Origin of the sequence: Nonomuraea turcica (assembly GCF_030718205.1) — a bacterium.
GTDB lineage: Bacteria > Actinomycetota > Actinomycetes > Streptosporangiales > Streptosporangiaceae > Nonomuraea.
Genome location: NZ_JAUZQF010000004.1, coordinates 262,180 through 285,767 on the forward strand (window position 1 = coordinate 262,180; position 23,588 = coordinate 285,767).

The 23,588-nt window shown below is 70.5% G+C and carries 19 protein-coding genes; 7 read left to right on the forward strand and 12 right to left on the reverse strand.

The genetic code is table 11. The features are described from left to right. Positions 1-4: 4 nt before the first annotated feature. The 3 genes from Q9G87_RS13145 to Q9G87_RS13155 all read right to left on the reverse strand — a co-directional run bounded on the left by Q9G87_RS13145 (position 5) and on the right by Q9G87_RS13155 (position 3,714). Positions 5-397 (reverse strand): AMP-binding protein, encoded by a 393-nt coding sequence (locus Q9G87_RS13145; protein ID WP_305916589.1) that lies wholly within the window; start codon positions 395-397, stop codon positions 5-7. 56 nt (positions 398-453) lie between these two features. Continuing rightward, entirely contained in the window at positions 454-2,868 is a 2,415-nt protein-coding gene (locus tag Q9G87_RS13150; RefSeq protein WP_305916590.1) for a LuxR C-terminal-related transcriptional regulator, read from the reverse strand. A 93-nt stretch (positions 2,869-2,961) separates the two neighbouring features. Beyond that, the gene (locus Q9G87_RS13155) at positions 2,962-3,714 is read right to left on the reverse strand and encodes an AMP-binding protein (RefSeq protein ID WP_305916591.1); all 753 of its coding nucleotides are present in this window, start codon (positions 3,712-3,714) and stop codon (positions 2,962-2,964) included. 242 nt (positions 3,715-3,956) lie between these two features. Here Q9G87_RS13155 and typA point away from each other — a divergent pair, with 242 nt between their 5' ends. Then, positions 3,957-5,807, forward strand: a complete 1,851-nt coding sequence (typA, locus tag Q9G87_RS13160; RefSeq protein WP_305916592.1) for a translational GTPase TypA — start codon at positions 3,957-3,959, stop codon at positions 5,805-5,807. Between the two features lie 82 nt (positions 5,808-5,889). Here typA and Q9G87_RS13165 read toward each other — a convergent pair whose 3' ends face one another. The 3 genes from Q9G87_RS13165 to Q9G87_RS13175 all read right to left on the reverse strand — a co-directional run bounded on the left by Q9G87_RS13165 (position 5,890) and on the right by Q9G87_RS13175 (position 8,403). Further along, positions 5,890-6,540 (reverse strand): DUF2461 domain-containing protein, encoded by a 651-nt coding sequence (locus tag Q9G87_RS13165; protein ID WP_305916593.1) that lies wholly within the window; start codon positions 6,538-6,540, stop codon positions 5,890-5,892. Between the two features lie 35 nt (positions 6,541-6,575). After that, positions 6,576-7,373, reverse strand: a complete 798-nt coding sequence (locus Q9G87_RS13170; protein ID WP_305916594.1) for a polysaccharide deacetylase family protein — start codon at positions 7,371-7,373, stop codon at positions 6,576-6,578. Positions 7,374-7,827: 454 nt separating this feature from the next. Then, positions 7,828-8,403 (reverse strand): helix-turn-helix domain-containing protein, encoded by a 576-nt coding sequence (locus Q9G87_RS13175; protein WP_305916595.1) that lies wholly within the window; start codon positions 8,401-8,403, stop codon positions 7,828-7,830. 94 nt (positions 8,404-8,497) lie between these two features. On the opposite strand from Q9G87_RS13175, the gene Q9G87_RS13180 reads away from it, so the two are divergent. Together Q9G87_RS13180 and Q9G87_RS13185 are read left to right on the forward strand one after the other, a co-directional pair. After that, positions 8,498-9,331, forward strand: coding sequence for a DMT family transporter (locus tag Q9G87_RS13180; protein WP_305916596.1), 834 nt, complete (start codon positions 8,498-8,500; stop codon positions 9,329-9,331). Positions 9,332-9,358: 27 nt separating this feature from the next. Further along, complete coding sequence (locus tag Q9G87_RS13185; RefSeq protein ID WP_305916597.1) at positions 9,359-10,303, forward strand: sensor histidine kinase; 945 nt, start codon at positions 9,359-9,361, stop codon at positions 10,301-10,303. Here Q9G87_RS13185 and Q9G87_RS13190 read toward each other — a convergent pair. Next, positions 10,300-10,884: a sigma-70 family RNA polymerase sigma factor gene (locus Q9G87_RS13190; protein WP_305916598.1), complete on the reverse strand. Its 585-nt coding sequence runs from the start codon at positions 10,882-10,884 to the stop codon at positions 10,300-10,302. The two genes, Q9G87_RS13185 and Q9G87_RS13190, sit on opposite strands and share 4 nt — an antisense overlap. Positions 10,885-11,132: 248 nt before the next feature. On the opposite strand from Q9G87_RS13190, the gene Q9G87_RS13195 reads away from it, so the two are divergent. Further along, positions 11,133-12,206, forward strand: coding sequence for a PLP-dependent cysteine synthase family protein (locus Q9G87_RS13195; protein ID WP_305916599.1), 1,074 nt, complete (start codon positions 11,133-11,135; stop codon positions 12,204-12,206). Here Q9G87_RS13195 and Q9G87_RS13200 read toward each other — a convergent pair. Beyond that, positions 12,203-13,183, reverse strand: coding sequence for an ABC transporter substrate-binding protein (locus Q9G87_RS13200; protein ID WP_305916600.1), 981 nt, complete (start codon positions 13,181-13,183; stop codon positions 12,203-12,205). The genes Q9G87_RS13195 and Q9G87_RS13200 overlap by 4 nt on opposite strands. A gap of 104 nt (positions 13,184-13,287) precedes the next feature. Here Q9G87_RS13200 and Q9G87_RS13205 point away from each other — a divergent pair, with 104 nt between their 5' ends. Genes Q9G87_RS13205 through Q9G87_RS13215 form a run of 3 tightly spaced genes read left to right on the forward strand, consistent with a single transcriptional unit; the run spans position 13,288 to position 16,141 of the window. Continuing rightward, a complete protein-coding gene (locus Q9G87_RS13205; protein ID WP_305916601.1) occupies positions 13,288-14,322 on the forward strand; it encodes a FecCD family ABC transporter permease in 1,035 nt (344 codons plus the stop codon). Further along, complete coding sequence (locus tag Q9G87_RS13210) at positions 14,319-15,362, forward strand: FecCD family ABC transporter permease (protein WP_305916602.1); 1,044 nt, start codon at positions 14,319-14,321, stop codon at positions 15,360-15,362. The genes Q9G87_RS13205 and Q9G87_RS13210 overlap by 4 nt, the downstream gene beginning before the upstream one ends. Beyond that, positions 15,359-16,141, forward strand: a complete 783-nt coding sequence (locus Q9G87_RS13215) for an ABC transporter ATP-binding protein (RefSeq protein WP_305916603.1) — start codon at positions 15,359-15,361, stop codon at positions 16,139-16,141. Before Q9G87_RS13210 ends, Q9G87_RS13215 begins: the two co-directional genes overlap by 4 nt. 65 nt (positions 16,142-16,206) lie before the next feature. Here Q9G87_RS13215 and Q9G87_RS13220 read toward each other — a convergent pair whose 3' ends face one another. The 4 genes from Q9G87_RS13220 to Q9G87_RS13235 all read right to left on the reverse strand — a co-directional run bounded on the left by Q9G87_RS13220 (position 16,207) and on the right by Q9G87_RS13235 (position 23,510). Beyond that, positions 16,207-17,862, reverse strand: a complete 1,656-nt coding sequence (locus Q9G87_RS13220; protein WP_305916604.1) for a tetratricopeptide repeat protein — start codon at positions 17,860-17,862, stop codon at positions 16,207-16,209. A gap of 251 nt (positions 17,863-18,113) precedes the next feature. Further along, the gene (ftsY, locus tag Q9G87_RS13225; protein WP_305916605.1) at positions 18,114-19,292 is read right to left on the reverse strand and encodes a signal recognition particle-docking protein FtsY; all 1,179 of its coding nucleotides are present in this window, start codon (positions 19,290-19,292) and stop codon (positions 18,114-18,116) included. Positions 19,293-19,359: 67 nt separating this feature from the next. Further along, a complete protein-coding gene (locus Q9G87_RS13230; RefSeq protein WP_305916606.1) occupies positions 19,360-23,148 on the reverse strand; it encodes an AAA family ATPase in 3,789 nt (1,262 codons plus the stop codon). A gap of 167 nt (positions 23,149-23,315) precedes the next feature. Further along, a complete protein-coding gene (locus Q9G87_RS13235) occupies positions 23,316-23,510 on the reverse strand; it encodes a hypothetical protein (RefSeq protein ID WP_090938435.1) in 195 nt (64 codons plus the stop codon). Positions 23,511-23,588 lie beyond the last annotated feature (78 nt).

Here is a 23,588-nt window from a genome sequence, read left to right on the forward strand (position 1 = left end):
GAGCTTATGCTCGCTCGGCGTCCGCCTCTCGGGCGGCCTGGAGGGCGCTGAGGTCTGCGACGCTCATGACGATCCGCACACGGGACTCCTCGGCCGCCTCCAGCGCCTGCGGGAGGTCGGAGATCAGCACGCGGGCCCCGCTGGCCTCAATGCGTTCATGGAGCGCCCACGTCTCGAGGTCGGCCGGCACCGGCCAGGCCACGCCGCCCACGGCGATCACCGCGTCGGCCGCCACCAGCAGGTCGGGCCCGACCGGCAGGCAGATGAGCACGGTGTCGCCCACCCGCACGCCCCTGCGCCGCAACTGGATGATCGCGGCAGCTGACCTCTCGTCCAGCTGCTCCTCGGTGAGCCTCAGTCCTGTGTCCGAGTCCACGATGACGATGCGCTCATCCATGCCGCCCACGGTAGGGAGGGCGTCTCATGCGTACATGGGGCGGAATATGCAGATGCCTATGCAGACGGGTTCGAAGAGTGCTCGGCCGCCCAGACCGCGATCTGCGCGCGGGAGGTATAGCCGAGCTTTTCCATGATGTTGGCGATATGCCGGGCGACCGTGGCCGGGCTGATCACCAGCTCCTCCGCGATGGCCCGGTTGGACAGGCCGCGGGTGAGCAGGCCGGCGATCTCGTGCTCGCGGGCGGTCAGGAGCGAGTGCCTGACGGGCTCGGCGGCCACCGGAATCTCGCTCGCCGGGCGCTCGCCCTCCAGCACGTGGCGGGCGGCGTCGTCCGCGCTCATAGCCCGGCCACGCGACCACAGCGACAGGGTGCGGCCCGCCCCCAGTTTGGTACGGGCCCTGCCGAGCAGCTCCTCGATCCTGATCGTGGGCGAATGTTGCCCGATCGACTCGCGTAGCGCGGCCGCCGCCGCGGCGGCCAGCACGGCGCCCTCCAGGTCGCCTTCGTGCTCCGCCAGCACCGACAAACCCGCCAGACAGCGGGCCACCCCCCGGCGTTGCCCGGTCTCCCTGCTCAGCGCGAGGCTCGCGGCAAGCCGCTCCCTGGCGAGGCCGAACTCGTGCGACATCGCCGCGACCCGGCCGATCCTGGCCAGGCAGCGGGCCAGGTCGGCGTGGCTGCCCAGCTCCCGCAACCAGGGGACGGCCATCGCGTAGTGGGCCTCGGCCGTCGCCAGGTCGCCGCGCGCCTCGGCGACCGCGCCGAGCTGGGCCGCGGCCCCGGCCATGATCCAGCGGTGGCCGTGCTCGCGGGCTCGGGCGAGCGCCTCCTCGGCATGCCGCTGGGCCTCGCGCACCCGGCCGCGGGTCAGGGCCACCGCTGACAGCCCGGCCAGCCCCGCCGCCTGGTTCCATAGGTCGCCGGAGCGGGCGGCGACGGCCAGGCCCTCCTCCGCGTAGCGCAGCGCCTCGTCGGCCCGGCCCATGCGGAGCAGCACCGTCGCGATGGTGTTGAGTATGGCGCTGCGGGAGAACGCGTCCACCGGCGACATCCCGGCCAGGCTCTCCTCGGCCACCTCCAGCGAGCGGCTCAGCTCGTCGCGCGCCTCCAGGCCATAGGCCAGATACGCCTTGGCGTGCGCGATCCGCTCGGCCGGCACGCGGGACAGGTCGAGCGAGAGCAGGCGCTCGATCCAGGCGACGACCTCTGTGAGGCCGCCGATCGGCAGCAGCCCGGTGCTGGTCGCGCAGAGGTGCAGCCCCCGTGACACGTCCCCGGATTCGGCGGCCCAGTCGAGCGCCACCCGCTGATCGTCGAGCAGGCTCCGGCTCGCGGTGAGGGCCCGCAGGCGTTCGCGCCACGGCACGCCGGGCCCGACCATCTCCGTCGCGAAGTGGCGCGCCTGCAGCTCACAGAGCACGTGGAGGTGCCGCTCGCGCAGCGCATCGCGCTCGCCGGCCTGCTGGAGTCGTTCGAGCGCGTAACGCTTGATGGTCTCCAGCAGCCAATAGCGCGTGCGGCTCTCGTCGCACAACACGAGCGACTTGTCGACCAGGCTGCCCAGCAGGTCCACGAAATCCGCGGGCGCGATGGGTTGCTCCGCGCAGACCTGCTCGGCCAGATCCAGGTCGAAGGCCCCGGCGAACACCGACAGCCGGCGCAGCAGCACCTGCTCCTTGGCCGACAGCAGGTCGTGGCTCCACTCGACGGCCGCCGCCAGTGTGCGCTGCCGGGCGGGGGCGGTGCGGCCACCCGTGGTGAGCAGCGAGAAGCGGTCGTCGATGCGGTCGGCGATCTGCCCGGGGCTGAGCAGGCTCGTACGGGCCGCGGCGAGCTCCAGGGCCAGCGGCAGCCCGTCCAGTGCCCGGCACAGGCGTATGACGTCGGTCAGGCCGCCGGGGGCCGGCCTGGTGCCCGCGGCCGCCGCCCGGTCCAGGAACAACTGCACGGACTCGGCGTCGGCGCTCTCCGCGTCGGGCAGGTCGAGCGGCGGCACCCGCCAGATCAGCTCGCTGGCGATGTGCAGCGGCTCCCTGCTGGTGGCCAGGACGCTCAGCCGCGGACAGGCGGCCACCAGCCCGGCCGTCACCTCCGCGCACGTGTCGACCAGGTGCTCGCAGTTGTCGAGCAGCAGCAGGCAGCACAGGTCGCGCAGCCTGGCCGTCACGGTGTCGAGCAGCGGCCGGTCGACCTCCTGGTGCACCCGCAGCACACGGGCGATCTCCGGCACGACCAGCTCGGCCCGGCGCAGCCTGGCCAGCTCGACCAGCCAGACCCCGTCGGGATAGCGGGACAGCAGCCCCGCGGCGACCCGCAGGGCCAGCCGGGTCTTGCCGATGCCGCCGACCCCGCACAAGGTCACGACCCGCGTCTCGGCGAACAACCTGCGGAGATCGTCGACATCGCGTTCGCGGCCGACGAACCGGTTGGGCTCTGCGGGAAGGTTGTGCCTGGGGGGCTCTGGCATCTGGTCACCCTGCGTCGCTGAAGGATCACCCTTTTCGCACAGTGTTTCACAGCCCACGACCTCAGGGGCCGCGCACCGCGGGCCCCTGGGCGGTCACCGGCGGAGTGAGCTGACGACCGCCCTTTCGTCCACGACGCGCACGAACGCGAGGATGGGGTCGCCGAGCAGCCGCCTGGCCAGGTCGTAAGGGGCGATGATCATGGTGGCTCGGCGTTCCTCGGCCAGCACGCGGCACCCGACCACGCTGGGGTCGTGCGCCAGCACGACGTGGGCGCCGGCCATCATCGCCAGATCCAGCACCCGCAGACCCGTGAACGGCTCGCTGACCGCGCTGATCACCACGTCGTCCTTGCCGATCACCAGGCGCGCGGCCACCCTGCGCAGGTCGCCGGCCAGCTCGATGTGGTCGAACACGCGCACGCCGTCGAGCGTGAGCGCGGGACCCGCCAGCGGACCGAAGTCCACGGCACCGCTGACCAGCAACTCACCGAACGGCCTGACACCCGGCCCCGGCCGGAAGGCGAAGACCCGATCGGCTTTTACGGCCGCCGGATCGTAGTCGCGCAAGGTGATCATCATGCGGGCCTTGCCGGTGGACCTGAGTGCCGCGATCCCACCGGCCCAGGCGACGGAGTGGACCGCGACGGGCAGCGCCACACCGAGCGGAACGTCGACGATCACGTGCTCGCCTTGCTGGAGGCCGTGGCGGCGCAGGCCCGCCGCGGCACGCGTGACGCGGCGCACGAACGCGGCGTACGACAACACCTCACCGGTCCTGACGTCGCTCACCGCCCGCTGGTCACCTTTCGTCGGCGCCGACGTCATAACCAGCTCTGTCCACGTCATGCCGACAATCTAGGGACCGGCCCGACCATTGCCATGCGCACAAATGTGCAACCCTCTATGTAGCTGCAGCCGAGGTGCGCCCCAGGTGCAGCCGAGGTTCGGCCCCGCCCGGCAACGACGAGGACGCCCGCGCTTACGCTCGCCGTCATCTCGTGCCGCTCTTGCCATGAGAGGGGATCAACTAGACTTAAGTGGTCGCGACTTCGCGCGGCCGACCCCACGACACAGAGCGAGACGTCATCATGCCTTTGAACAGCCGCGACGACCTGCGGAATATCGCGATCATCGCGCACGTCGACCATGGCAAGACCACGCTGGTCGACGCCATGCTCTGGCAGTCCGGGGCATTCCGCGCCAACCAGGATGTCGACGACCGCGTCATGGACTCCAACGACCTCGAGCGCGAGAAGGGCATCACCATTCTCGCGAAGAACACCGCGGTCAAGCACGGCGGCATGACCCTGAACATCATCGACACACCCGGCCACGCCGACTTCGGCGGCGAGGTCGAGCGCGGGCTGTCCATGGTCGACGGCGTGGTGCTGCTGGTGGACGCCTCGGAGGGGCCGCTGCCGCAGACCCGTTTCGTGCTGCGTAAGGCCTTCGCCGCCAAGATGCCCGTCATCCTGTGCATCAACAAGGTCGACCGTCCCGACGCCCGCATCAAGGAGGTCGTCGACGAGGTCTACGAGCTGTTCATGGACCTCGACGCCACCGAGGAGCAGATCGACTTCCCGATCGTCTACGCCTCCGCGAAGGCCGGCCGGGCCTCGATGAACCGCCCCGACGACGGCGGCATGCCCGACTCGGAGGACCTGGAGCCGCTGTTCGACATCATCAAGTCGACCATCCCGGCGCCGACGTACGACCCGAGCGCGCCGCTGCAGGCCCACGTGACCAACCTCGACGCCTCTTCCTACCTCGGCCGCATCGCGCTGTGCCGCATCCACCAGGGCGTCATGCGCAAGGGCCAGCAGGTGGCCTGGTGTCGCACCGACGGCACGGTCCAGCGCGTCAAGATCACCGAGCTCCTCATGACCGACGCGCTGGAGCGCAAGCCGGCCGAGGAGGCGGGCCCCGGCGACATCATCGCCATCGCCGGCATCCCCGACATCATGATCGGCGAGACGCTGGCCGACCCCGAGGACCCGCGCCCGCTGCCGCTGATCACCGTGGACGAGCCGGCCATCTCGATGACCATCGGCACCAACACCTCGCCGCTGGTCGGCAAGGTCAAGGGCGGCAAGGTGACCGCGCGCATGGTCAAGGACCGCCTGGAGAAGGAGCTGGTCGGCAACGTGTCGCTGCGCGTGCTGCCGACCGAGCGGCCCGACGCCTGGGAGGTGCAGGGCCGCGGCGAGCTGGCGCTGGCCATCCTCGTCGAGCAGATGCGCCGCGAGGGCTACGAGCTGACCGTCGGCAAGCCGCAGGTGGTCACCAAGGACATCGACGGCAAGGTGCACGAGCCCGTCGAGCGGCTCACGGTCGACTGCCCCGAGGAATACCTCGGCGCGGTGACGCAGTTGCTGGCCGTGCGCAAGGGCCGCATGGAGCATATGACGAACCACGGCACCGGCTGGATCCGGATGGAGTTCGTGGTGCCGGCGCGTGGCCTGATCGGCTTCCGTACCGAGTTCCTGACCGAGACGCGCGGCACCGGCCTCGTGCACCACGTGTTCGACTCGTACGAGCCGTGGTTCGGCGAGCTGCGCACCCGCGCGAGCGGATCGCTGGTGGCCGACCGCTCCGGTCCGGTGACCGCGTTCGCCATGCTCAACCTGCAGGAGCGCGGCACCCTGTTCATCTCTCCGGGCACCGAGGTCTACGAGGGCATGATCATCGGTGAGAACTCGCGGTCCGATGACATGGACGTGAACATCACCAAGGAGAAGAAGCTAACCAACATGCGCTCCTCCACCTCCGAGGAGACGGAGAAGGTGATCCCACCGCGCGTGTTGTCGCTGGAGCAGGCGCTCGAATTCATCCGTGAGGACGAGTGCGTGGAGGTCACCCCGGACGCCGTGCGCATCCGCAAGGTCGTGCTCGACGGCGCCACCCGGGGCCGCGCCGCCGCCCGCGCCAAGCGCGCGTGATCCCGACGCCCAGGCACCGCCCCCGACGCGCAGGCGCGGTGGCGGTGCCTGGGCGTCGGCCGTCGGTGGCGGGATCGGGTGGTCAGCGGCGGGGGAGCTCGCTGCCCCTGACGTGGGTGCAGAGCCATTCGACCAGCGGCCCGAAGGCGCGCCAGGTCTGCTCCACACGGGCGCGGGCCTCCGCCGTGTGCACCCAGGGCTCCGGCTCGAAGCGCATCCCCGCGTACAACGACTTGTGACGCAGCAGGTCGATGCGCGGGTGATCCTCGGTGAAGCCGCGCGGCTTGGTCTTCAGCCGCTCGCCCTGCACCTCGTAACCGGCCGCCGCCAGCGCGTCGGTGATCGCCCTCAACGGCTTGCCCGAAAGATCCTCATCCACTGCCGCGCGGTAGCGAGCCACCTGGTCGGCCGCCTGCGTGTAGAAGCCCCCGGCCGTGAACAGCCCTGACGCGCTGATCTCGACATAAAGCCCGATCCCCGGCATCAGATCCACAAATGCACCCTGATGCGTCTTATATGGCGACTTGTCCTTGGAGAAACGCACGTCACGATAGGGCCGGAAGAGCTGCGCGGGCCCGAACTCGGCGGCAAGCTCGTCGGTGAGCGCGACCATGGGCGCCCGCACCGCCTCCTCGTAGAGCTGCTTGTGCCGGGTGAAGTAGGTCTTGCTGTTGTCCGCCTCGAGGCCCTCATAGAAGATGAACGCCTCGTCGGGGAAGCCGGTGAAACCCATGCCGTCAGGGTGCCACGTCCCACCGACATCCCGGGTCACCGCGAGGTGTACGTCCTGCCCGGCAGCGGCGTCTTGCCGTACAGCTCCGAGACCGTGACGAACGTGAACCCCTTCCTGCTCAGCGTGTCGAGCACCGCCGGCATGGCGTCCACGGTGCTGCGGTGAATGTCGTGCAGCAGGACGATCGACCCGGGTTTGGCCTCGCAAGCCCGCTTGGCCACGGTCGGGGCCGCCCGGTCGCGCCAGTCGAGGGTGTCCACGTTCCACAGGATCTGCGCCAGCCCTTCACGGCGGGTCTCCGCGGCGACGCCGTCGTCCGTGGCCCCGTACGGCGGCCGCATGACCCGCATCCGCACCCCGGTCAGGTGCTCCACGATGTCGTCGGTGTACTTGAGCTCGCGATGGACCGCCTCGTGCGACAGCGCGGCCAGCGGCGGATGGCTCCAGGAGTGGTTGCCGATCTCGTGGCCCTCGTCCACGATGCGCCGCGTGAGGAGCCCGCCCCTGTCGGCGGCCACCATCTGCCCGATGACGAAGAACGTGGCCCGGACATCACGCGCGCTGAGCAGATCCAGGAGCCGGCCGGTGTGCTCGCCGGGACCATCGTCGAAGGTCAGGGCCACGCACTTGAGCCGCGCGCAGTCGAACTTGCGGCTACGCGGCCAGCCGGCCTGCATCGACGCCAGCCGCTTGGCCAGCTGGGCGGGATCGACGCTCACCTGCCGCAGCGGCACGATCACCGGCGGTTCTTCGGCAGATCGGCGGTGCGCCACCGAGTAGGTGACACAGGCCACCAGGGCGAGCAAGGCCAGCGGCAGAGCCCAGACGCGCATGCTTCCCCCCGAAACCGCGCATGCGGGGGCCTATGGGTAGTCCTGGACCGGTTTTCCCCGCAGTTCCCTGGCCAGGTCGTCCCACCAGAGTGGGATATCGGCCTGCAGTTCCTTATAGCGGCGCGCCACGCGTATGGCACATCCAACCGGATCCGTACCCAAATGCCGACGTTTCGCAGGTCCTTCCTGCCAGCGGTAAAAACCATCCCTATATCGCACGACAAGGCCTATCCACACCGCGATGGTGGCGTCGTCGCCCACCTCGTACGCGCTGGTGACGCCCAGACCATGAAGCTCCGTGTGGAGCTTCTCCGTCGCCGCTCGGGCCTCACTCACCCGCCACCCCCTGCCGAGGTACCGCCGTTTACCAGGGATGTACCCAGCAACGGTCACGAGTGGTCCAAGATATGCCGTAGTCGTCAACTCCGCAGGGCGATCAGGAACATACTCGCCGTCACTGCTCATGTGCCTCGCGTGGTTCGGCGACCACCATGATGAGCCTGAGCTCCTCCTCGCCCTGGTTGGCATAGCGATGGGGGCGGTCGGCGGTGAAGAGCACGGCGTCGTCCTTGCCGATCACGTGGCTCCTGCCGTAGACGCTGAGCGTCAGCTCACCCTCCAGCACAGTGAGCATCTCGCGGGTGCCGGGCGGGTGAGGGTCGCCGTCGTGGTGCTCCCCCGGGGCCAGGCGCCAGTCCCACAGCTCCAGGATCATCGGCGTGTCCGCGCCGACGAGCAGCCGCGCCTGCACGTCGCCCTGGCGGAACGTGACCACGTCGGCCTTGTCCACGATCCGCACCATGGGGACGTCCCCGACCTCGACCAGCCGGGCCACGGTGACGCCCAGGGCGGAGGCGATCCTGGTGAGGGTGGAGACGCTGGGGTTCGTCCGCCCCTGCTCGACCTGGACGAGCATGCCCCGGCTCACACCGGACCTGGCGGCCAGCTGGTCCAGGGTCAGCCCTCGGTGCGAGCGCTGAAAGCGCACATTGTTGGCGATGGCCTGATTGATCAGCTCGGGATCCTCCATGGAGTGCAGTCTAGTGAACTTGATTTGCACTGTGTTGCACCTATTGTGTTGTACTAGGAGTGCAACCCATTGAACTGACCCGAGGAGGACAAGGGTGACCGCAGTGATCTTGGCGACCGCCTGCGCGGTGGTCTACGGCACGGCCGACTTCTTCGGCGGCCTGGCCACCCGACGGACCCAGGTGCTGGCGGTCGTCATCCTCTCCCAACTCGCGGGGCTGACGCTGATCCTCGCCCTGCTGCCGGTGCTCCCAGGCACGTTCAGCGACCGGGCGATCCTGTGGGGGCTGGCCGCAGGACTGTCGGGCGCCGCCGGGCTGGCGCTGTTCTACCGGGCGCTGGCCACGGGCGTCATGTCGGTGGTCGCGCCGACGACCGCGGTGACCTCGGCGGCGCTGCCTGTGGTGTTCGGGCTCGCCACGGGCGAGCGGCCGGGTTTCTGGGCGCTGACCGGCGTTGCGCTGGCCCTGGGCTCGGTGCTGCTGGTCAGCCAGGACGGGTCCCCGGGCGGGCGCGCCTCGCTCGGCGCGCTGGTGACCTCGCTGGCCGCGGGCGCCGGGTTCGGCGGGTTCTTCATCCTGCTCGCCATGGCACCGGCCGAGGCAGGCCTGTGGCCGCTGGTCGGGGCCAGACTGTCATCGGTGAGCGTGGTGGCGCTGGTGGCCCTGGCCGCCCGGCGCTCGCTCCGGCCGCGGGCGGGCTCGCTGCGCATCATCGTGGCCGCGGGCGTGCTCGACATGGTGGCGAACGTCCTCTTTCTGCTAGCGCAGCGCCAGGGCCTGCTCAGCCTGGTCGCCGTGCTGGTGTCGCTCTACCCCGCCAGCACGCTGCTGCTGGCGAGGCAGGTGCTCGGAGAGCGGCTGAACACGATCCAGGTGACCGGTGTGGCATGCGCGCTCGGCGCGGTGGCCCTGATAGCCGTTGCATAGCCACGCGGCGCTTGTTACGTTTCGCCCGTGCGCCCTGAGCGGGCACGTTTCGATGGCGAGGGTCTGCGGCACGTCGGCGTGCCCTACGACTCCGATGAGTCCTTTCTGGATCTCGCCGTGCCGCGCGTGCGGGCCGCACTCGACGAGAGCAGGCGAGTGCTGGTGATCACCGGCGCGGCCAGGCTCGCCCTGCTGGCCGACGCCCTGGGCGATGACGCGGGACACGTCGACACCCGGGTCTCCTCCGCTTGGTACGGCCATCCGTACCGCACGCTGGCCGCCTATCACGACTACACACGCGGGCGCCGTACCCTCGTGATCGCCGAGCCCAGCTGGGAGGGCCTGAGCCGGCGCGAGATCACGGAGCTGATCCGCTACGAGTCCGTCGTCAACGCCGCGCTCAGCGCGGCCTCGGCCGTCATGTTGTGCATGTACGACCTCCGCGAGGTGCCGCCTGCCGCGCTCGACTACCACGAGGTGAACCACCCGCTCCTGCTCGGCGTGGACGGCGAGGCGACCAGCACCCGCTTCATCCCGCCCCACCAACTGGTGCTCAACGACGACCACGCGCCGCTCCCCGAGCCGGGACCCGGCGCGGTGACCATCCGGTTCACCGGACGTGAGCTGCGGCGGCTGCGCCAGAGCGTCGGCGAGTACGCCCGCGCGGCGGGCATGGACCGCAACCTCATCACGTCGCTGGTCATCAGCGTCTCGGAGATCGCCGCGAACAGCATCGAACACGGCGCCGGATACGGCACGATCACGATGTGGGAGAACAACGGGGAGCTCATCTGCGAGATCGCCGACCCCGGCGGCTCGCTGGACGACCCCTTACCCGGCTATATACCACCTGAGCCCGAGTCCCCCAGGGGATACGGGCTCTGGATCAGTCGTCAGCTCTGCGATCTCGTGGAGCTGCGCACGGAAGGCGGACTGTTACGCGTCCGCCTTCATCTGTCTATGCAGTCCTAGGCAGCACGCTGGGTCGGGACGCGGACAGCGCCCTCCTCGCGGGCGTACTCCTCCAGCATGCCACGCAGCTGCCGGCGGCCCCGGTGCAAACGGGACATGACAGTGCCGATGGGCGTGCCCATGCGGTCAGCGATCTCCTTGTACGCGAACCCTTCGACGTCGGCCAGGTAGACGGCCACGCGGAAGTCCTCGGGCAGGGACCGCAGGGCGTTCATCACGACGTTGTCGGGAAGCCGGTCGAGCGCCTCGCTCTCGGCCGACCGCAGGCCCGTGGAGCTGTGCGACTCGGCGGCGTGCAGCTGCCAGTCCTCGATCTCCTCGGCGGCGGACAGCTTGGGCGAGCGCTGCTTCTTCCGGTAGTCGTTGATGAAGTTGTTGGTCAGGATCCGGTGCAGCCACGCCTTGAGGTTGGTGCCCTCCCGGAACTGGTGATACGACGTATATGCCTTCGCCACCGTCTCCTGCACCAGATCCTCCGCGTCAGCGGCGTTACGGGTGAGGCGCATGGCAGAGGCGAACAGCTGCGACGTCACCGGCACGACATCGCGCTCGAACCAGTCCTGACGCTGCTCATCGGTCATAGTGATCAATTCATTCCCCCTTGCGCTATCCCCCGTTTCGGCACAGGCCGCCTGACGGCGGTCCCATCATGGCAAGTCCCGGGTAAGGGACGCGTTAACGAGGATCCGCCTGGGTCAGAGGGGGCTTCCGTCCATCTGCTCGCGGCGTGCGTGGTCACGTCCACGGCCGGACAAGTCTCAATAGCATAACACTAACCACCCAAATTCGCAGTTCTAGTGGCCAACGTCACATGGGATAGCGTAAGGACATGGATTTCGTGGACCGCCACAACACGGGAACGCGCCGCTGGGTGGCGGAGGCCATCCGCACGGTCGAAGCCGACGCCAACCGCAGTTGTGACACACACCTGCACGTCTTTCCGCTGCCCTCGGACTGGGGTGTAAACCTCTACTTGAAAGACGAGTCGGTGCACCCGACCGGTTCACTGAAACATCGACTTGCCCGATCCCTATTCCTATACGGCCTGGCGAACGGCTGGATCGGACCCACGACCACGATCGTCGAGGCGTCCAGCGGCTCCACGGCCGTGAGCGAAGCCTACTTCGCCCGGCTGCTCGGCCTGCCCTTCATCGCCGTCATGCCCGCCTCCACGTCACCGGAGAAGTGCCACCTCATCGAGTTCTACGGTGGGAAATGTCACCTCGTGGCGGACGCCGGCGCGATCTATGACGAATCTCACCGTCTCGCCGCCGAGGCCGGCGGGCACTTCATGGACCAGTTCACCTACGCGGAGCGGGCCACCGACTGGCGCGGCAACAACAACATCGCCGAATCGATCTATTCGCAGATGTCCATGGAGCCCCACCCCGAGCCCTCCTGGATCGTGGTCGGCGCCGGCACCGGCGGCACGTCGTCGACCATCGGCCGCTACATCCGCTACCGCCGCCACCCCACCCGGCTGGCCGTCGTCGACCCCGAGGGCTCGGCCTTCTACCCCGCCTGGATTTCCGGCGACGCCTCCGTCACTGCCCGGGGCTCGCGCATCGAGGGGATCGGCCGCCCCCGCGTCGAGCCTTCGTTCCAGCCGTCCGTCATCGACCGCATGATCGCGGTGCCCGACGCCCGCTCGATCGCCGCCATGCACTGGACCCGCGAGGTCACCGGCCTGAACGTCGGCGGCTCCACGGGCACCAACATGGCGGCCTGCGTGGAGCTGATCGACGAGATGCGGCGAAAGGGCGAGCGGGGCAGCGTCGTCACGCTGATCTGCGACAGCGGCGATCGCTACAAGGGCACGTACGGCAATCCGGAGTGGCTCGCCGGCCAGCGTCTGGACGTCGAGCCACACCTGACGGAGCTACGCGCCTGGCTGCCTCGTTAGGCGGCCCTGGCCGGGTCCACGCTGAAGAACTTGGCAACGTCGTCCAGGATCGAGTGCGCACCCTGGATGCCCACCGCGGTCATCCAGGTCAGGTCGGCGACGTCGTGCTTCTCGCCCTTGAGCTTGCCCCACAGCGGGTTGTTCAGGAACTTGTCCTTGGTCTCGGCCACCGTCGGGTCCTCGTAAGTGGAGACGAAGATGTGGTCGGCGTCCAGGTCCGCGATCTTCTCCTGGCTCACGTCCACCACGATCGTGTCCTCCACGGTCGGCTGGCCGTCGGGGCGCGGGAAGCCGACGTCCTTCATCACGATGCCGGAGTAGGACTTCTCCACATACAGGCGGACCGTGGGCTCACCGGCGAACCGCACGATGGAGATCGTGGGCAGCTCGCCGCCTTCCTTCTCCTTGATCGACGTGCCGATCTTGGCGGCCCGGTCCTCGTACTCCTTGATCTTGGTGTCGGCGAGCTGCTCCTTGCCCAGGGCCTGCCCCATGAGCCGGATGTTCTCCTTCCAGATGGCCCCGGTGGTCTCACTGAAGACGGTCGGCGCGATCTTGGAGAGCTTGTCGTACAGGGCCTCGTGCCGGACCTTGGCGGAGACGATCAGATCGGGCTTGAGCGCGATGATCTTCTCCAGGCTGGGCTCTTCCAGCGTGCCGACCGGGGTCGCCTCCTTGCCATACTGCTCGGCGACGGTCCCCAGATAGTCGGGCAGCTTGTCGTCAAGCGAGCGATACGTCGTGTAGCCCACCACGGGCGTCTCCAGCGTGAGGACGGCGTCGACGAAGCTCTGGTCGAGCGCCACGACCCGCTTCGGCTGAACGGGGATCTTCGTCTCACCCATCGCGTGCTTGACGGTCTTGAACGGCGCGGCCGCCGTGGCGCCGGCAGTGGTGGTGGCGGCGGGCTCCGTCGAACCGCAGGCGGCGAGTCCCGCCACAAGAAGAGCGCCGACCAGCGCACGCAACGGTCTCATGGTCAAAGTTCCTTCCCTGAAAAGTAAGGCAAACCTAAATTAGGTTAGCCCTGCCTAAGCTGGCATACTTCACCAGGATCGAGCAAATGCCGAGGAGGAACAGGGTGAGCGCAACCGTGGCCGCGCCGCGCCTCCACGGCATCCGTCACCGCCGGCTCACCGTCCTGCTCGCGCTTCTCGCCGCCGTGGCGGTGGCCGTGGTGCTCAGCGTCACGATCGGCTCCAAGTCCGTGCCGCTCGCCGACGCCTGGGCCGCGCTCACCGCGCCCACCGGCAGCGAGAACGACATCATCATCCGCTCGCTTCGCGTTCCGCGGACCGTCTTAGGGGTGCTCGCCGGCCTCGCGCTCGGCGTGGCCGGCGCGCTGATGCAGGGCCACACCCGCAACCCGCTCGCGGACCCCGGCCTGCTCGGGGTCACGCAGGGGGCGGCGTTCGCGATGGTGGCCTCGATCATCCTGCTGGGCGCCTCCAGCCTGCTCGTCTACATCTGGTTCGGGCTGGCGGGGGCGTTGATCGCCAGTGTGGCGGTGTTCGCGCTCGGCATGGCAGGCGGCAGGGGCGGGCCCACGCCCGTCACGCTGGCGCTGGCCGGCACCGCCGTCAGCGCCATGTTGTACGCGCTCACCTCGGCCATCGTGCTGCTGGACGAGCAGGCCATGGACGTGTTCCGCTTCTGGCAGGCCGGCTCGATCGCGGCCAGGGGCGCCGACGTGGTCTGGCAGGTGCTGCCGTTCATCCTGGTGGGCCTGCTCCTGGCGACGGTCAACGCGCCCGGCTTGAACGCGCTCTCGCTCGGCGAGGACGTGGCCAGGAGCCTCGGCCAGAACATCGCCATGACCCGCACCATCGGCGTCGCCGCCGTCACCTTGTTGTCGGGCGCGGCGGTCGCCGCCTGCGGCTCGCTGTCGTTCGTCGGCCTGATCGTGCCCCACCTGGCCCGCCCTCTGTCGGGCACCGACCACCGGTGGCTGCTGCCGTACTCGGGGCTGATCGGCGCGGCGCTGCTGCTGCTCGCGGACGTGATCGGCCGCGTAGTCGCCCCGCCGGGCGAGCTGGAGGTCGGCGTGGTGCTCGCGCTGATCGGCGCCCCCTTTTTCGTGGCCCTGGTCCGCCGCAGGAAGCCGGTGCGACTGTGACCGCTCTCTCCCTGCGCGTCGGCGCCCTGTCCTGGCGGGTACGCCTGCGCGGCGTCGCGATCACCCTGTTCGGCCTGGTCCTCCTCGCCCTGCTCATGGCCTTGAACATGCGCATCGGCGACATCGAGATGACCGTTTCCGAGGTGATCGCCGGCACCTTTGACTCGAGCAGCGCGGCCCACTTCGTCATCATGGAGCTGCGCCTGCCGCGCGCGCTCACCGGCGCTCTGGTCGGCGCGGCGCTCGCGCTGTCCGGCGCCATCATTCAGTCCATCGCCCGCAACCCGCTGGCCAGCCCCGAGATCCTCGGCGTCACCACCGGCGCCTCCGTCACGGTCGTGGCCGGCGTGGTGGCCAGCGGCAGCGTGTACGGCGGCACCAGCGGCTTGCTCGCCACCCTCGGCATCCCCGCGCTCGCCCTGCTCGGCGGCCTGATCGGCGCGGCCGTCGTGTACGGGCTGGCGTGGCGGCGCGGCCTGGACGGCTACCGCCTGGTCCTGGTCGGCATCGGCGTGGCCGCCGTCTTCACCAACGTCAAGTTCTGGCTCCTGACCGTGGGCGACGTCAACGACACCGCCCGCGCCATGGTCTGGATCAGCGGCTCGCTCAACGGCCGCGGCTGGGAGCACGTGGCGCCCACGGCCCTCGCCCTGGCCGTGCTGGTGCCGCTGACCCTGCTCGGCACGCGCTCGCTCGACGCGCTGCGCTTCAGCGACGACACGGTCGCCTCCCTGGGCGTGCGCATGAACCTGGCCCGCGCCCTGATGATCCTGGCCGCCGTACTACTGGCCGCCGTGGCCACGGCCTCGGCCGGGCCGATCGCGTTCGTGGCGCTCGCCTCGCCGCAGATCGCGCTCCGGCTGGCCCGCTCGGGGCAGCCGCCGCTGTTGTGCTCGGCGGTCATCGGCGGCGTGCTCACCACGGCCGCCGACCTGATCGCCAGGACCGCGTTCTCGCCGATCGAGCTGCCCGTCGGCATCGTCACCGCCGTGCTGGGCGCCCCATACTTGATCCATCTGATCTGGAGGGCTCGCAAGTGAGACTGCAGGCCGCCGGCGTCACGCTCGGATACGGCGACCGCATCGTCGTCGACGGGCTCGACCTGGGCATCGAGGCGGGCACGGTGACCACGATCATCGGCCCGAACGGCTGCGGCAAGTCCACGCTGCTGCGCGCGCTCGGCCGCCTGCTCAAGCCGCAGGGCGGCGAGGTGCTGCTGGACGGCAAGCGCATCGACAGGATCCCCACCCGCGAGGTGGCCAAGGTCCTCGGCGTGCTCCCGCAGGCGCCCACCGCTCCCGAAGGGCTGACCGTGGCCGACCTGGTGGCCAGGGGCCGGCATCCGCACCAGACCTGGTACCGGCAGTGGTCCTCCGACGACGAGGACGCGGTCGCGGCGGCGCTGGACATGACGGGCCTGGCGGACCTCGCCGAGCGGCCGCTGGACGAGCTGTCGGGCGGGCAGCGGCAGCGGGCGTGGATCTCCATGGCGCTGGCCCAGGGCACGGATCTGCTGCTGCTCGACGAGCCCACGACGTTCCTGGACCTGGCGCATCAGGTGGAGGTGCTGGAGCTCGTCCGGCACCTGCACCGAGAGGCCGGCCGCACGGTCGTCATGGTCCTGCACGACCTCAACCTGGCCGCCCGCTACGCCGACCGGCTGGTGGCCATGCGGGCCGGCCGGGTGATCGCGGCGGGCTCCCCGCACGAGGTGCTCACGGAGGAGCTGCTGGGCGAGGTGTTCGAGCTGGACGCGAAGGTCATCGAGGACCCCGTGGCCGGGACGCCGCTGGTGGTGCCGATCAGGCCGCGTTCCTGACCCTGGTGCCGCTCAGGCGACGCTCCCGGCTTGCCGCCCGCGGGCTGCGTCTCGCCGTCGAATCGTCAGACCTCGGCCAGCGCCCGCTTCACGTCCTCGTCGCCAGGGGCCAGCTCGGCGGCCCTGAGCAGGTCCTTCCTGGCCTGGTCCGGCCGGCCCGCGGCCCGATGCACCACCGACCTGTTGAACAGCAACTCGGCGGTCTCCTCCAGCTCCAGCGCCCGCGCCAGATCGGCCAGCGCCGCTTCGTGGTCGCCACGCTCGAAGGCCAGCTCGGCCCGGTTGGCCCAGCCCGCCACCAGGCCCGGATCGAGCTCCAGCGCCTGGTCGAACGCGATGCGCGCTTCCGGCAGGTGGCCCTCGGCCAGCTCCACCTGCCCGAGCACGCACAGCAGGTGGGGGTCGCGCGGCGCGATCTCCAGTCCGTGCTCGACGTCGTCCCTGGCCTGGGCGTGATCCCCGGCCGCCACCCGAAGTCCGGCACGGTTGACGTAGGCGGGCGCGAAGGCCGGGTCCAGCTCCAGCGTGTGGTCCAGGTCGGCCAGGGCGCCGGCCAGATCACCGGCGGCGAAGCGCAGCTCGGACCGGTTGTAGTAGGCCTCGGGGAACGGCGGGCTCAGCCGCATGACGGCCTCGTAGTCGGCCAGCGCTTCCTCGGTCCTGCCGAGCCTGTGCAGCAGGTTGCCCCGGTCGAGGTAGTAGTCGGGGTAGCCGGGGTCGGCCTCGACGGCCCGCGTGTAGCCGGCCAGCGCCTCCTCCTCGCGGCCGGCCATGGCCAGGAGCTGGGCCCGGTTGGCGTGCAGGACGAGCCGGTGGATCGGGTGCTCGCCCGGCAGGTCCGCATCGGCCAGGTCCAGGGCCCGCTGCACGAGCTCCATGGCGGCCTCGCGGCGTCCCCTGCGTACCTCGACCAGGGCCTTGCCGTTGAGGTCGAAGCCGAGGTGGAAGGCCCGCTCGCGCGGGTCGGGAAGGAGGGACGTGATCGTGATCGCCTCGTTGATCCAGGCCAGGGCGTGCTCGGGGTCGCGCCGGTCGTGGTCGTGGTGGCGTACGAGGATCATGGCGGTGGCATAGGCGGCGGTGGCGCGCTGCTTAGGGTCCGTGCTCTCGCGCCGGGCCCGGTCGTAGAGCTCGCGGGCCTCGTCCTCGCGTTCGATGGCCTCCAGGGCGGCGGCGACGCGCAGCAGGAGCGGCACGTCCTCCACACCGTGCAACGCCTCCAGGCCCGACTCCGCCATGGCGTGGTGGAAACCCTCGTCGCGGTAGCGGTCGAAGTCGGCGGGCAGGGGCCCGGTGCCCGGCGCGGAGGGACCCTCGTCGATCCTGAGGAGGCCGGGGTCCAGCCTGCGCCGTAGCACGGCGACGAGCTCGGCGTCGGTGTAGTCGGCCTCGCCCAGGTTCGTCACGGTCAGGGCCAGCGCCCCGGTCCGGCGCAAGTGGTCGCGGACGAACTCGGCCAGCCCATTGGCGATCCTGAGGCTGCGCCGGGCGCCAGGCACCAGAACACGCTGCGCCCTGGGCAGATCATCGGCCAGCGACCGCCGCCGCGCGGGCACGGCGCCGCGCAGGTGGGGCGCCGCCGCGCGGATCTCGATGTCGTGGTCGGCGACCAGGCCGGGCCGGCGCTCCAGCGCCTGCGGGACGAGGCGGTCGAGGAGCGCCGCGGCCAGCGTGTACGGGCCGCCGACACGGCGGTCGGCGTCTAGCAGGATCGTGTCCACACGAACCTCCTTGGCGCCGGCGCCCCGGACGAGACGCCGGGCCGGCGGTTGTCAGGAGCAGTGTCTTGGCGCGGCCGCAGCCGTCGGCTTCACGGTCCCGGGCCTGTGGACGACGATCTTCTTCATGGGCGCCCTTTCACCTGAATGCGATCATTGATGACCGGTACATCTCAACACAGACATATGTGACCGATCACCATTTATCCGGTAAGGGCCATTACCGGACTAATTACCGTATGACCGGAAATCGATCATTCGCCGAGGATCGCGTCCACGAACACCTCGGGATCGAACGGCGCCAAATCGTCCGGCCCCTCGCCGAGCCCCACGACCTTGACGGGAACGCCCAGCTCTCGCTGCACCGAGATCACGATGCCGCCCTTGGCGGTGCCGTCGAGCTTGGTCAGCGCGATGCCGGTGATGTTGACCACCTCGGCGAACACCTGGGCCTGGCGCATGCCGTTCTGGCCCGTGGTGGCGTCGAGGACGAGCAGCACCTCGTCCACCGTGGCCTTCTTCTCGATGACCCGCTTGACCTTGCCCAGCTCGTCCATGAGCCCGGTCTTGGTGTGCAGGCGGCCGGCGGTGTCGACGATGACCACGTCGACCTTCTCCTCGATGCCCTTGGCCACGGCGTCGAAGGCCACGGAGGCCGGGTCGCCAGCCTCGGGGCCGCGCACCGTGTCAGCGCCGACCCGCTCGCCCCAGGTCTGCAGCTGGTCGGCGGCCGCGGCGCGGAAGGTGTCCGCCGCGCCGAGCACGACCTTCTTGCCGTCGCCGACGAGGAACCGGGCGAGCTTGCCGGTGGTGGTGGTCTTGCCGGTGCCGTTGACGCCCACGATGAGCGCCACGGCGGGCCGCTCGCCGTGCTTCTGAATGTGCAGCGTGCGGTCCAGGTCGGGGTTGATCTGGATGAGCAGCTGCTCGCGCAGCAGGCCGCGCACCTCCTCGGGCGTGCGGCTGCCCAGCACCTTGACCTTGGTGCGCAGCTCCTCCACGATGGCGCGGGTCGGCGCGACGCCCACGTCGGCCGTGATCAGGCGCTCCTCGATCTCGTCCCAGACCTCGTCGTCGAGCCGGTCGCGGGACAGCAGCTCCAGCAGGCCGCGCCCGAGCGTGCTCTGCGAACGCGCCAGGCGCGAGCGCAGCCGCACCATCCGGCCCGCGGACGGCGGCGGCACCTCGATCTCGGGCTTGACGACGGCCGGCTCGGCCGGTTTCGCCGGAGGCGGCAGCGTGGTGGTCGCGCCCTCACCCTCCTCGCCCACGCCGGCGGGCCGCTGCTCCTTCTCCTCCGGTATCGGGAGGGTCTCAGGCGGCTTGACGGGCGGGGCCGCCTTGCGGCCCGGCCTGAAGAGCAGGAACAGGCCGCCCGCCGCCAGCAGGGCGACGACGGCCACGATCACGATGACGCCGAGGTAACCATCCACAAGATGTCAGTTTTCCAGATCGTCCGGCCCAGTTGGACCAGCAGGGTCACGCACACGACCACACCGATCAGGCGGACTCGCGCTCCCGAAGCCGCTGGCTGACGACCTGCGTCACGCCGTCGCCGCGCATCGACACGCCGTAGAGCGCGTCGGCGATCTCCATCGTGCGCTTGTTGTGGGTGATGACGATCAGCTGCGAGCTCTGCCGCAACTCCTCGAACAGGGTCAGCAGCCGTTGCGTGTTCGTGTCGTCGAGCGCGGCCTCGACCTCGTCCATCACGTAGAACGGCGACGGCCGCGCCTTGAAGATGGAGATCAGGAACGCGACCGCCGTGAGCGACCGCTCCCCGCCCGACAGCAGCGACAGCCGCTTGACCTTCTTGCCCGGCGGCCTGGCCTCGACCTCGATGCCGGTGGTCAGCATGTCGTTGGGATCGGTCAGCACCAGGCGGCCGTCGCCTCCGGGGAACACCCTGGTGAAGATCTGCTCGAACTCGCGGGCCACGTCCTCGTACGCGGCGGCGAACATCTGCTCGACGCGGTCGTCGACCTCCTTGACCACGGTCAGCAGGTCACGCCTGGTCTTCTTGAGGTCCTCCAGCTGCGAGGTGAGGAAGGCGTGCCGCTCCTCCAGCGCCGCGAACTCCTCCAGCGCGAGCGGGTTGACCTTGCCCAGCTGGTTCATCTGCCGTTCGGCGGCCCTGGCCCGCTTTTCCTGCTCCTCGCGCACGTAGGGGATGGGCGGGTCGCCGGGGATCGGGACCTCGGGGCCGTACTCGGAGATCAGCGACTCGACCTCGACCCCGAACTCGTCCATCGCCCGCTGCTCCAGCTGCTCCAGCCGCAGGCGCTGCTCGGTGCGGGCCACCTCGCTGCCGTGCACGCGGTTGACCAGCTTGTCCAGCTCCTGGCCGAGCTCGCGGACCCGCAGGCGCACCTGCTTGAGCTCCGCGTCCACGGCAACCCTGGCCAGGTCGGCCTCGTCGCGCTCCCTGGCGGCGAGCCGGACGGACTCGGCCAGGGCCCTGAGCACCTGCTTGGCGCCCTTGCTGACCGACTCGGCCACCGCCGCCTGCCGCCTGCGCCTGGCGCGCTGGGCGGCCGCCTGGGCGCGTTCGTGGCGTTCGCGCTGCGCGGCCCTCACCAGGCCGTCGGCGCGGCCCTCGATGCCCTTGACGCGTTCTTCCGCGGTGCGCACCTGGAGCCGCGTGTCCATCTCCCGCTGCCTTGCCACCTCGCAGGCGCCGGCCAGCTCGTCGCGCAGGTCCGTGGTGGGCTCGGACTCCAGCTCTCGGGCGTATTCGGCCTCGGCCAGGCGGATCTCCAGCTCGGTCAGCTCCTCCTGGCCCTCGGCGCGGGCCTCCTCCGCCTTCGTGACGCTGCCTGCCAGCCGCTCGGCCTCGGCGCGGGCGGCGTTGGCGGCCGCCTCGAGCTGGGCCAGGCGCTTGGCGGCGGCGGCGGTGCGCTGGTCGGCCTCCCGCTGGCGGGCCCTGACCTGGTCCAGCGTGCCCTGGGCGGCGCTGACGCCGGCCTGGGCGGTGGTGACAGCGGTCTGGGCCTCGCTCACCTGCGCCTGGGCGGCCTCCAGCGCCGCCTGGGCGCGCTGCTCCAGGCCGATCGCCTCGTCCAGGCCCGCGGCGGTCTCCTCGGCCCTGGCCTCGGCCCGCTCCAGGTCCCTGACGGCCTCATCGAGCGCGGCCCGCACCTGCAGCACGGAGGTGCCGCCCTCGGACCCGCCGCTGGCCAGATGTGCCCCGACCACGTCACCCGCCCTGGTGACGGCCTTCAGGTGGGGGTGCCGGTCGACCAGATCGCGGGCGGCGTCCAGGCCCGCCACGACCACGACGCCCTCAAGCACGTGGTCTAGGGCGGGGCGCAGGTGGCCGGGCACAGTGACCAGGTCGGCCACCCACTCGCCGCCCTCTGGCGCCGCCGCACGCGACCGTCGGACCGCGCCGTACGCCTCGCCGGCGCGCCGCCCCGACGGGCCGCCGGCCGCAGCGGTGAGGGCGTCGTCGCCATCCGGGCCGGTGCCGAGAGCCGCCGTGTGCTCGTCCTGTGCGCCACCGTCCAACGCCACCAGGAGAGTCGCCTGGCCGGCGCCTCCCGTGCGCAGCAACTCCAGCGCCTCGACGGCCGTGTCCAAGCTCTTGACGACGATGGCCTCGGTGACCTGTCCCAGGATGGCCGCCACCGCCAGCTCGGCCCCCGGCGTGACCTGCATCGAGGCGGCCAGCGGGCCGAGCACCCCGGCCAGGTCCGCATCCAGCAGGGCCGCGCCGCCGTCGCCCTTGGCCAGCCCCAGCTCCAGCGCGTCCCGGCGAGCGACCAGGGCGGCCACCGACCGCTGGGCCTCCTGGTCGGCGGAGCGGGCGGTCCCGACCCCCGACTTGGCGGCCTGGAGCGCGGCACGCGGCACGTCCAGCGCGGACTTGGCCTCCTCCGCCGCGAGTCTGGCCTCGTCGGCCACGGCCTTGGCCTCCTCGACCACGGCCTGCGCCGTGGCCAGCTCCTCGGCGAGGGCGGGGTCGACCGCGGGCTCCTCCTGCCGCTGCGTTTCGAGGTCCTCCCTGGCCTGCCGCTCGCGATCGGCCGCGTCGGCCACGGCCTGCTGGAGCCGGCCGATCTCCTCCTCGGCGGCCCTGGCCCGGCTCCGTACGGAATCGACCTGGCCGCGCAGCTTGGCCAGCCCCTCGCGGCGGTCGGCGGCGGCCCTGGCGGCCAGCGCCAGCCGCTGCTCCTCGGCGCTCAGCTCGGCCTCGGAGTCGGACCGCCGCTGGACGGCCTCCTCCAGCAGCTCCTGGGCGTGCTCCAATTCGGCCTTGAGCACGAGCTCCTGCTCGCGCACCTCGGCCGCCTCCCGTTCGAGATCCTCCGGGTCCCTGCCGCGGCGCTCAATGGCGGCGGCGTCCAGCGCGTGCCGGTGGCGCTCGGCGGCGAGCTGCTCCAGGCCGGTGATGCGCTCGCGCAGCGACGAGAGCCTGAAGTACGTCTCCTGAGCCGCCGCCAGCCGGGGCTGGGCCTCGGCCTCGGCGCTCTCCAGCGCCGCCTCGCGCTGCTGGGTCTCGGCCAGCTCGGCCTCCACCTGGTTGCGCCTGGCCATGATCGCGGCCTCGTCGGCGGCCTCGCGCTCCAGCGTCGCCCGCAGGATGCCCAGGTCGTCGGCCAGCAGCCGCAGCCTGGCGTCCCGCAGGTCGGCCTGGATGACGGCGGCCTTGCGGGCGATCTCCGCCTGCCGGCCCAGCGGCTTGAGCTGGCGGCGCAGCTCGGTGGCGAGGTCCTGGACGCGGGTCATGTTGGCCTGCATGGCGTCCAGCTTGCGCAGCGCCTTTTCCTTGCGCTTGCGGTGCTTGAGCACGCCGGCGGCCTCTTCGATGAACGCCCGCCGGTCCTCAGGTCCCGCGTGCAGGACGGCGTCGAGCTGGCCCTGCCCGACGATCACGTGCATCTCGCGGCCGATGCCCGAGTCGGACAGCAGCTCCTGGATGTCCAGCAGGCGGCACGTGTCGCCGTTGATCGCGTATTCGCTCTGCCCCGACCGGAACATCAGCCGGCTGATCGTGACCTCGGTGTAGTCGATCGGCAGCGCGCCGTCGGAGTTGTCGATGGTCAGCGTCACCTCGGCACGTCCCAGCGGGGGCCGGGAGGAGGTGCCGGCGAAGATCACGTCCTCCATCTTCCCGCCACGCAGCGACTTGGCGCTGTGCTCCCCCATGACCCAGGCCAGGGCGTCGACGACGTTGGACTTGCCGGAGCCGTTGGGGCCGACCACGCAGGTGATGCCCGGCTCGAACCGCAGGGCGGTCGCGGAGGCGAAGGACTTGAAGCCGCGCAGGGTGAGGGTCTTCAAATACAAGCGCGACCCCCTTCTCCCTGAACGGACTTCGGAAAAGACTACTGGTCCTGACTGCCCCACGTGGGCATGTACAGTCCGGGACGGCCTTGACCAGGGCTTTTCAATTCAGGGCAAATAACAAGGGACGCCTCTCCGAGACGTCCCTGGGTCTTGCGCTCCGATCACTCTCAGGTGAGTGCCGGCTCGCGCTCTTGCATGCGGCTTAGCGCCTCGTCGCGAGTTTGCGCTGCAAGAGCGTCATTCGTGGCCTGAAGTCGGATGAGTTCTGCCTCCAGGTCACGGATACGCTGCTGTAGGCGGCGCATCTCCGAGACCATCCGAGGGTCAGGACCGCCGACGTGGCCGAGTAGAGCCTTCGCCATGGTAAAGGGTCCTCCACGCTGAGTGACCAGACTGGTTCGCGCACTTCTTATTCCGCGGGAGGGGTGCGCGTGGTACCT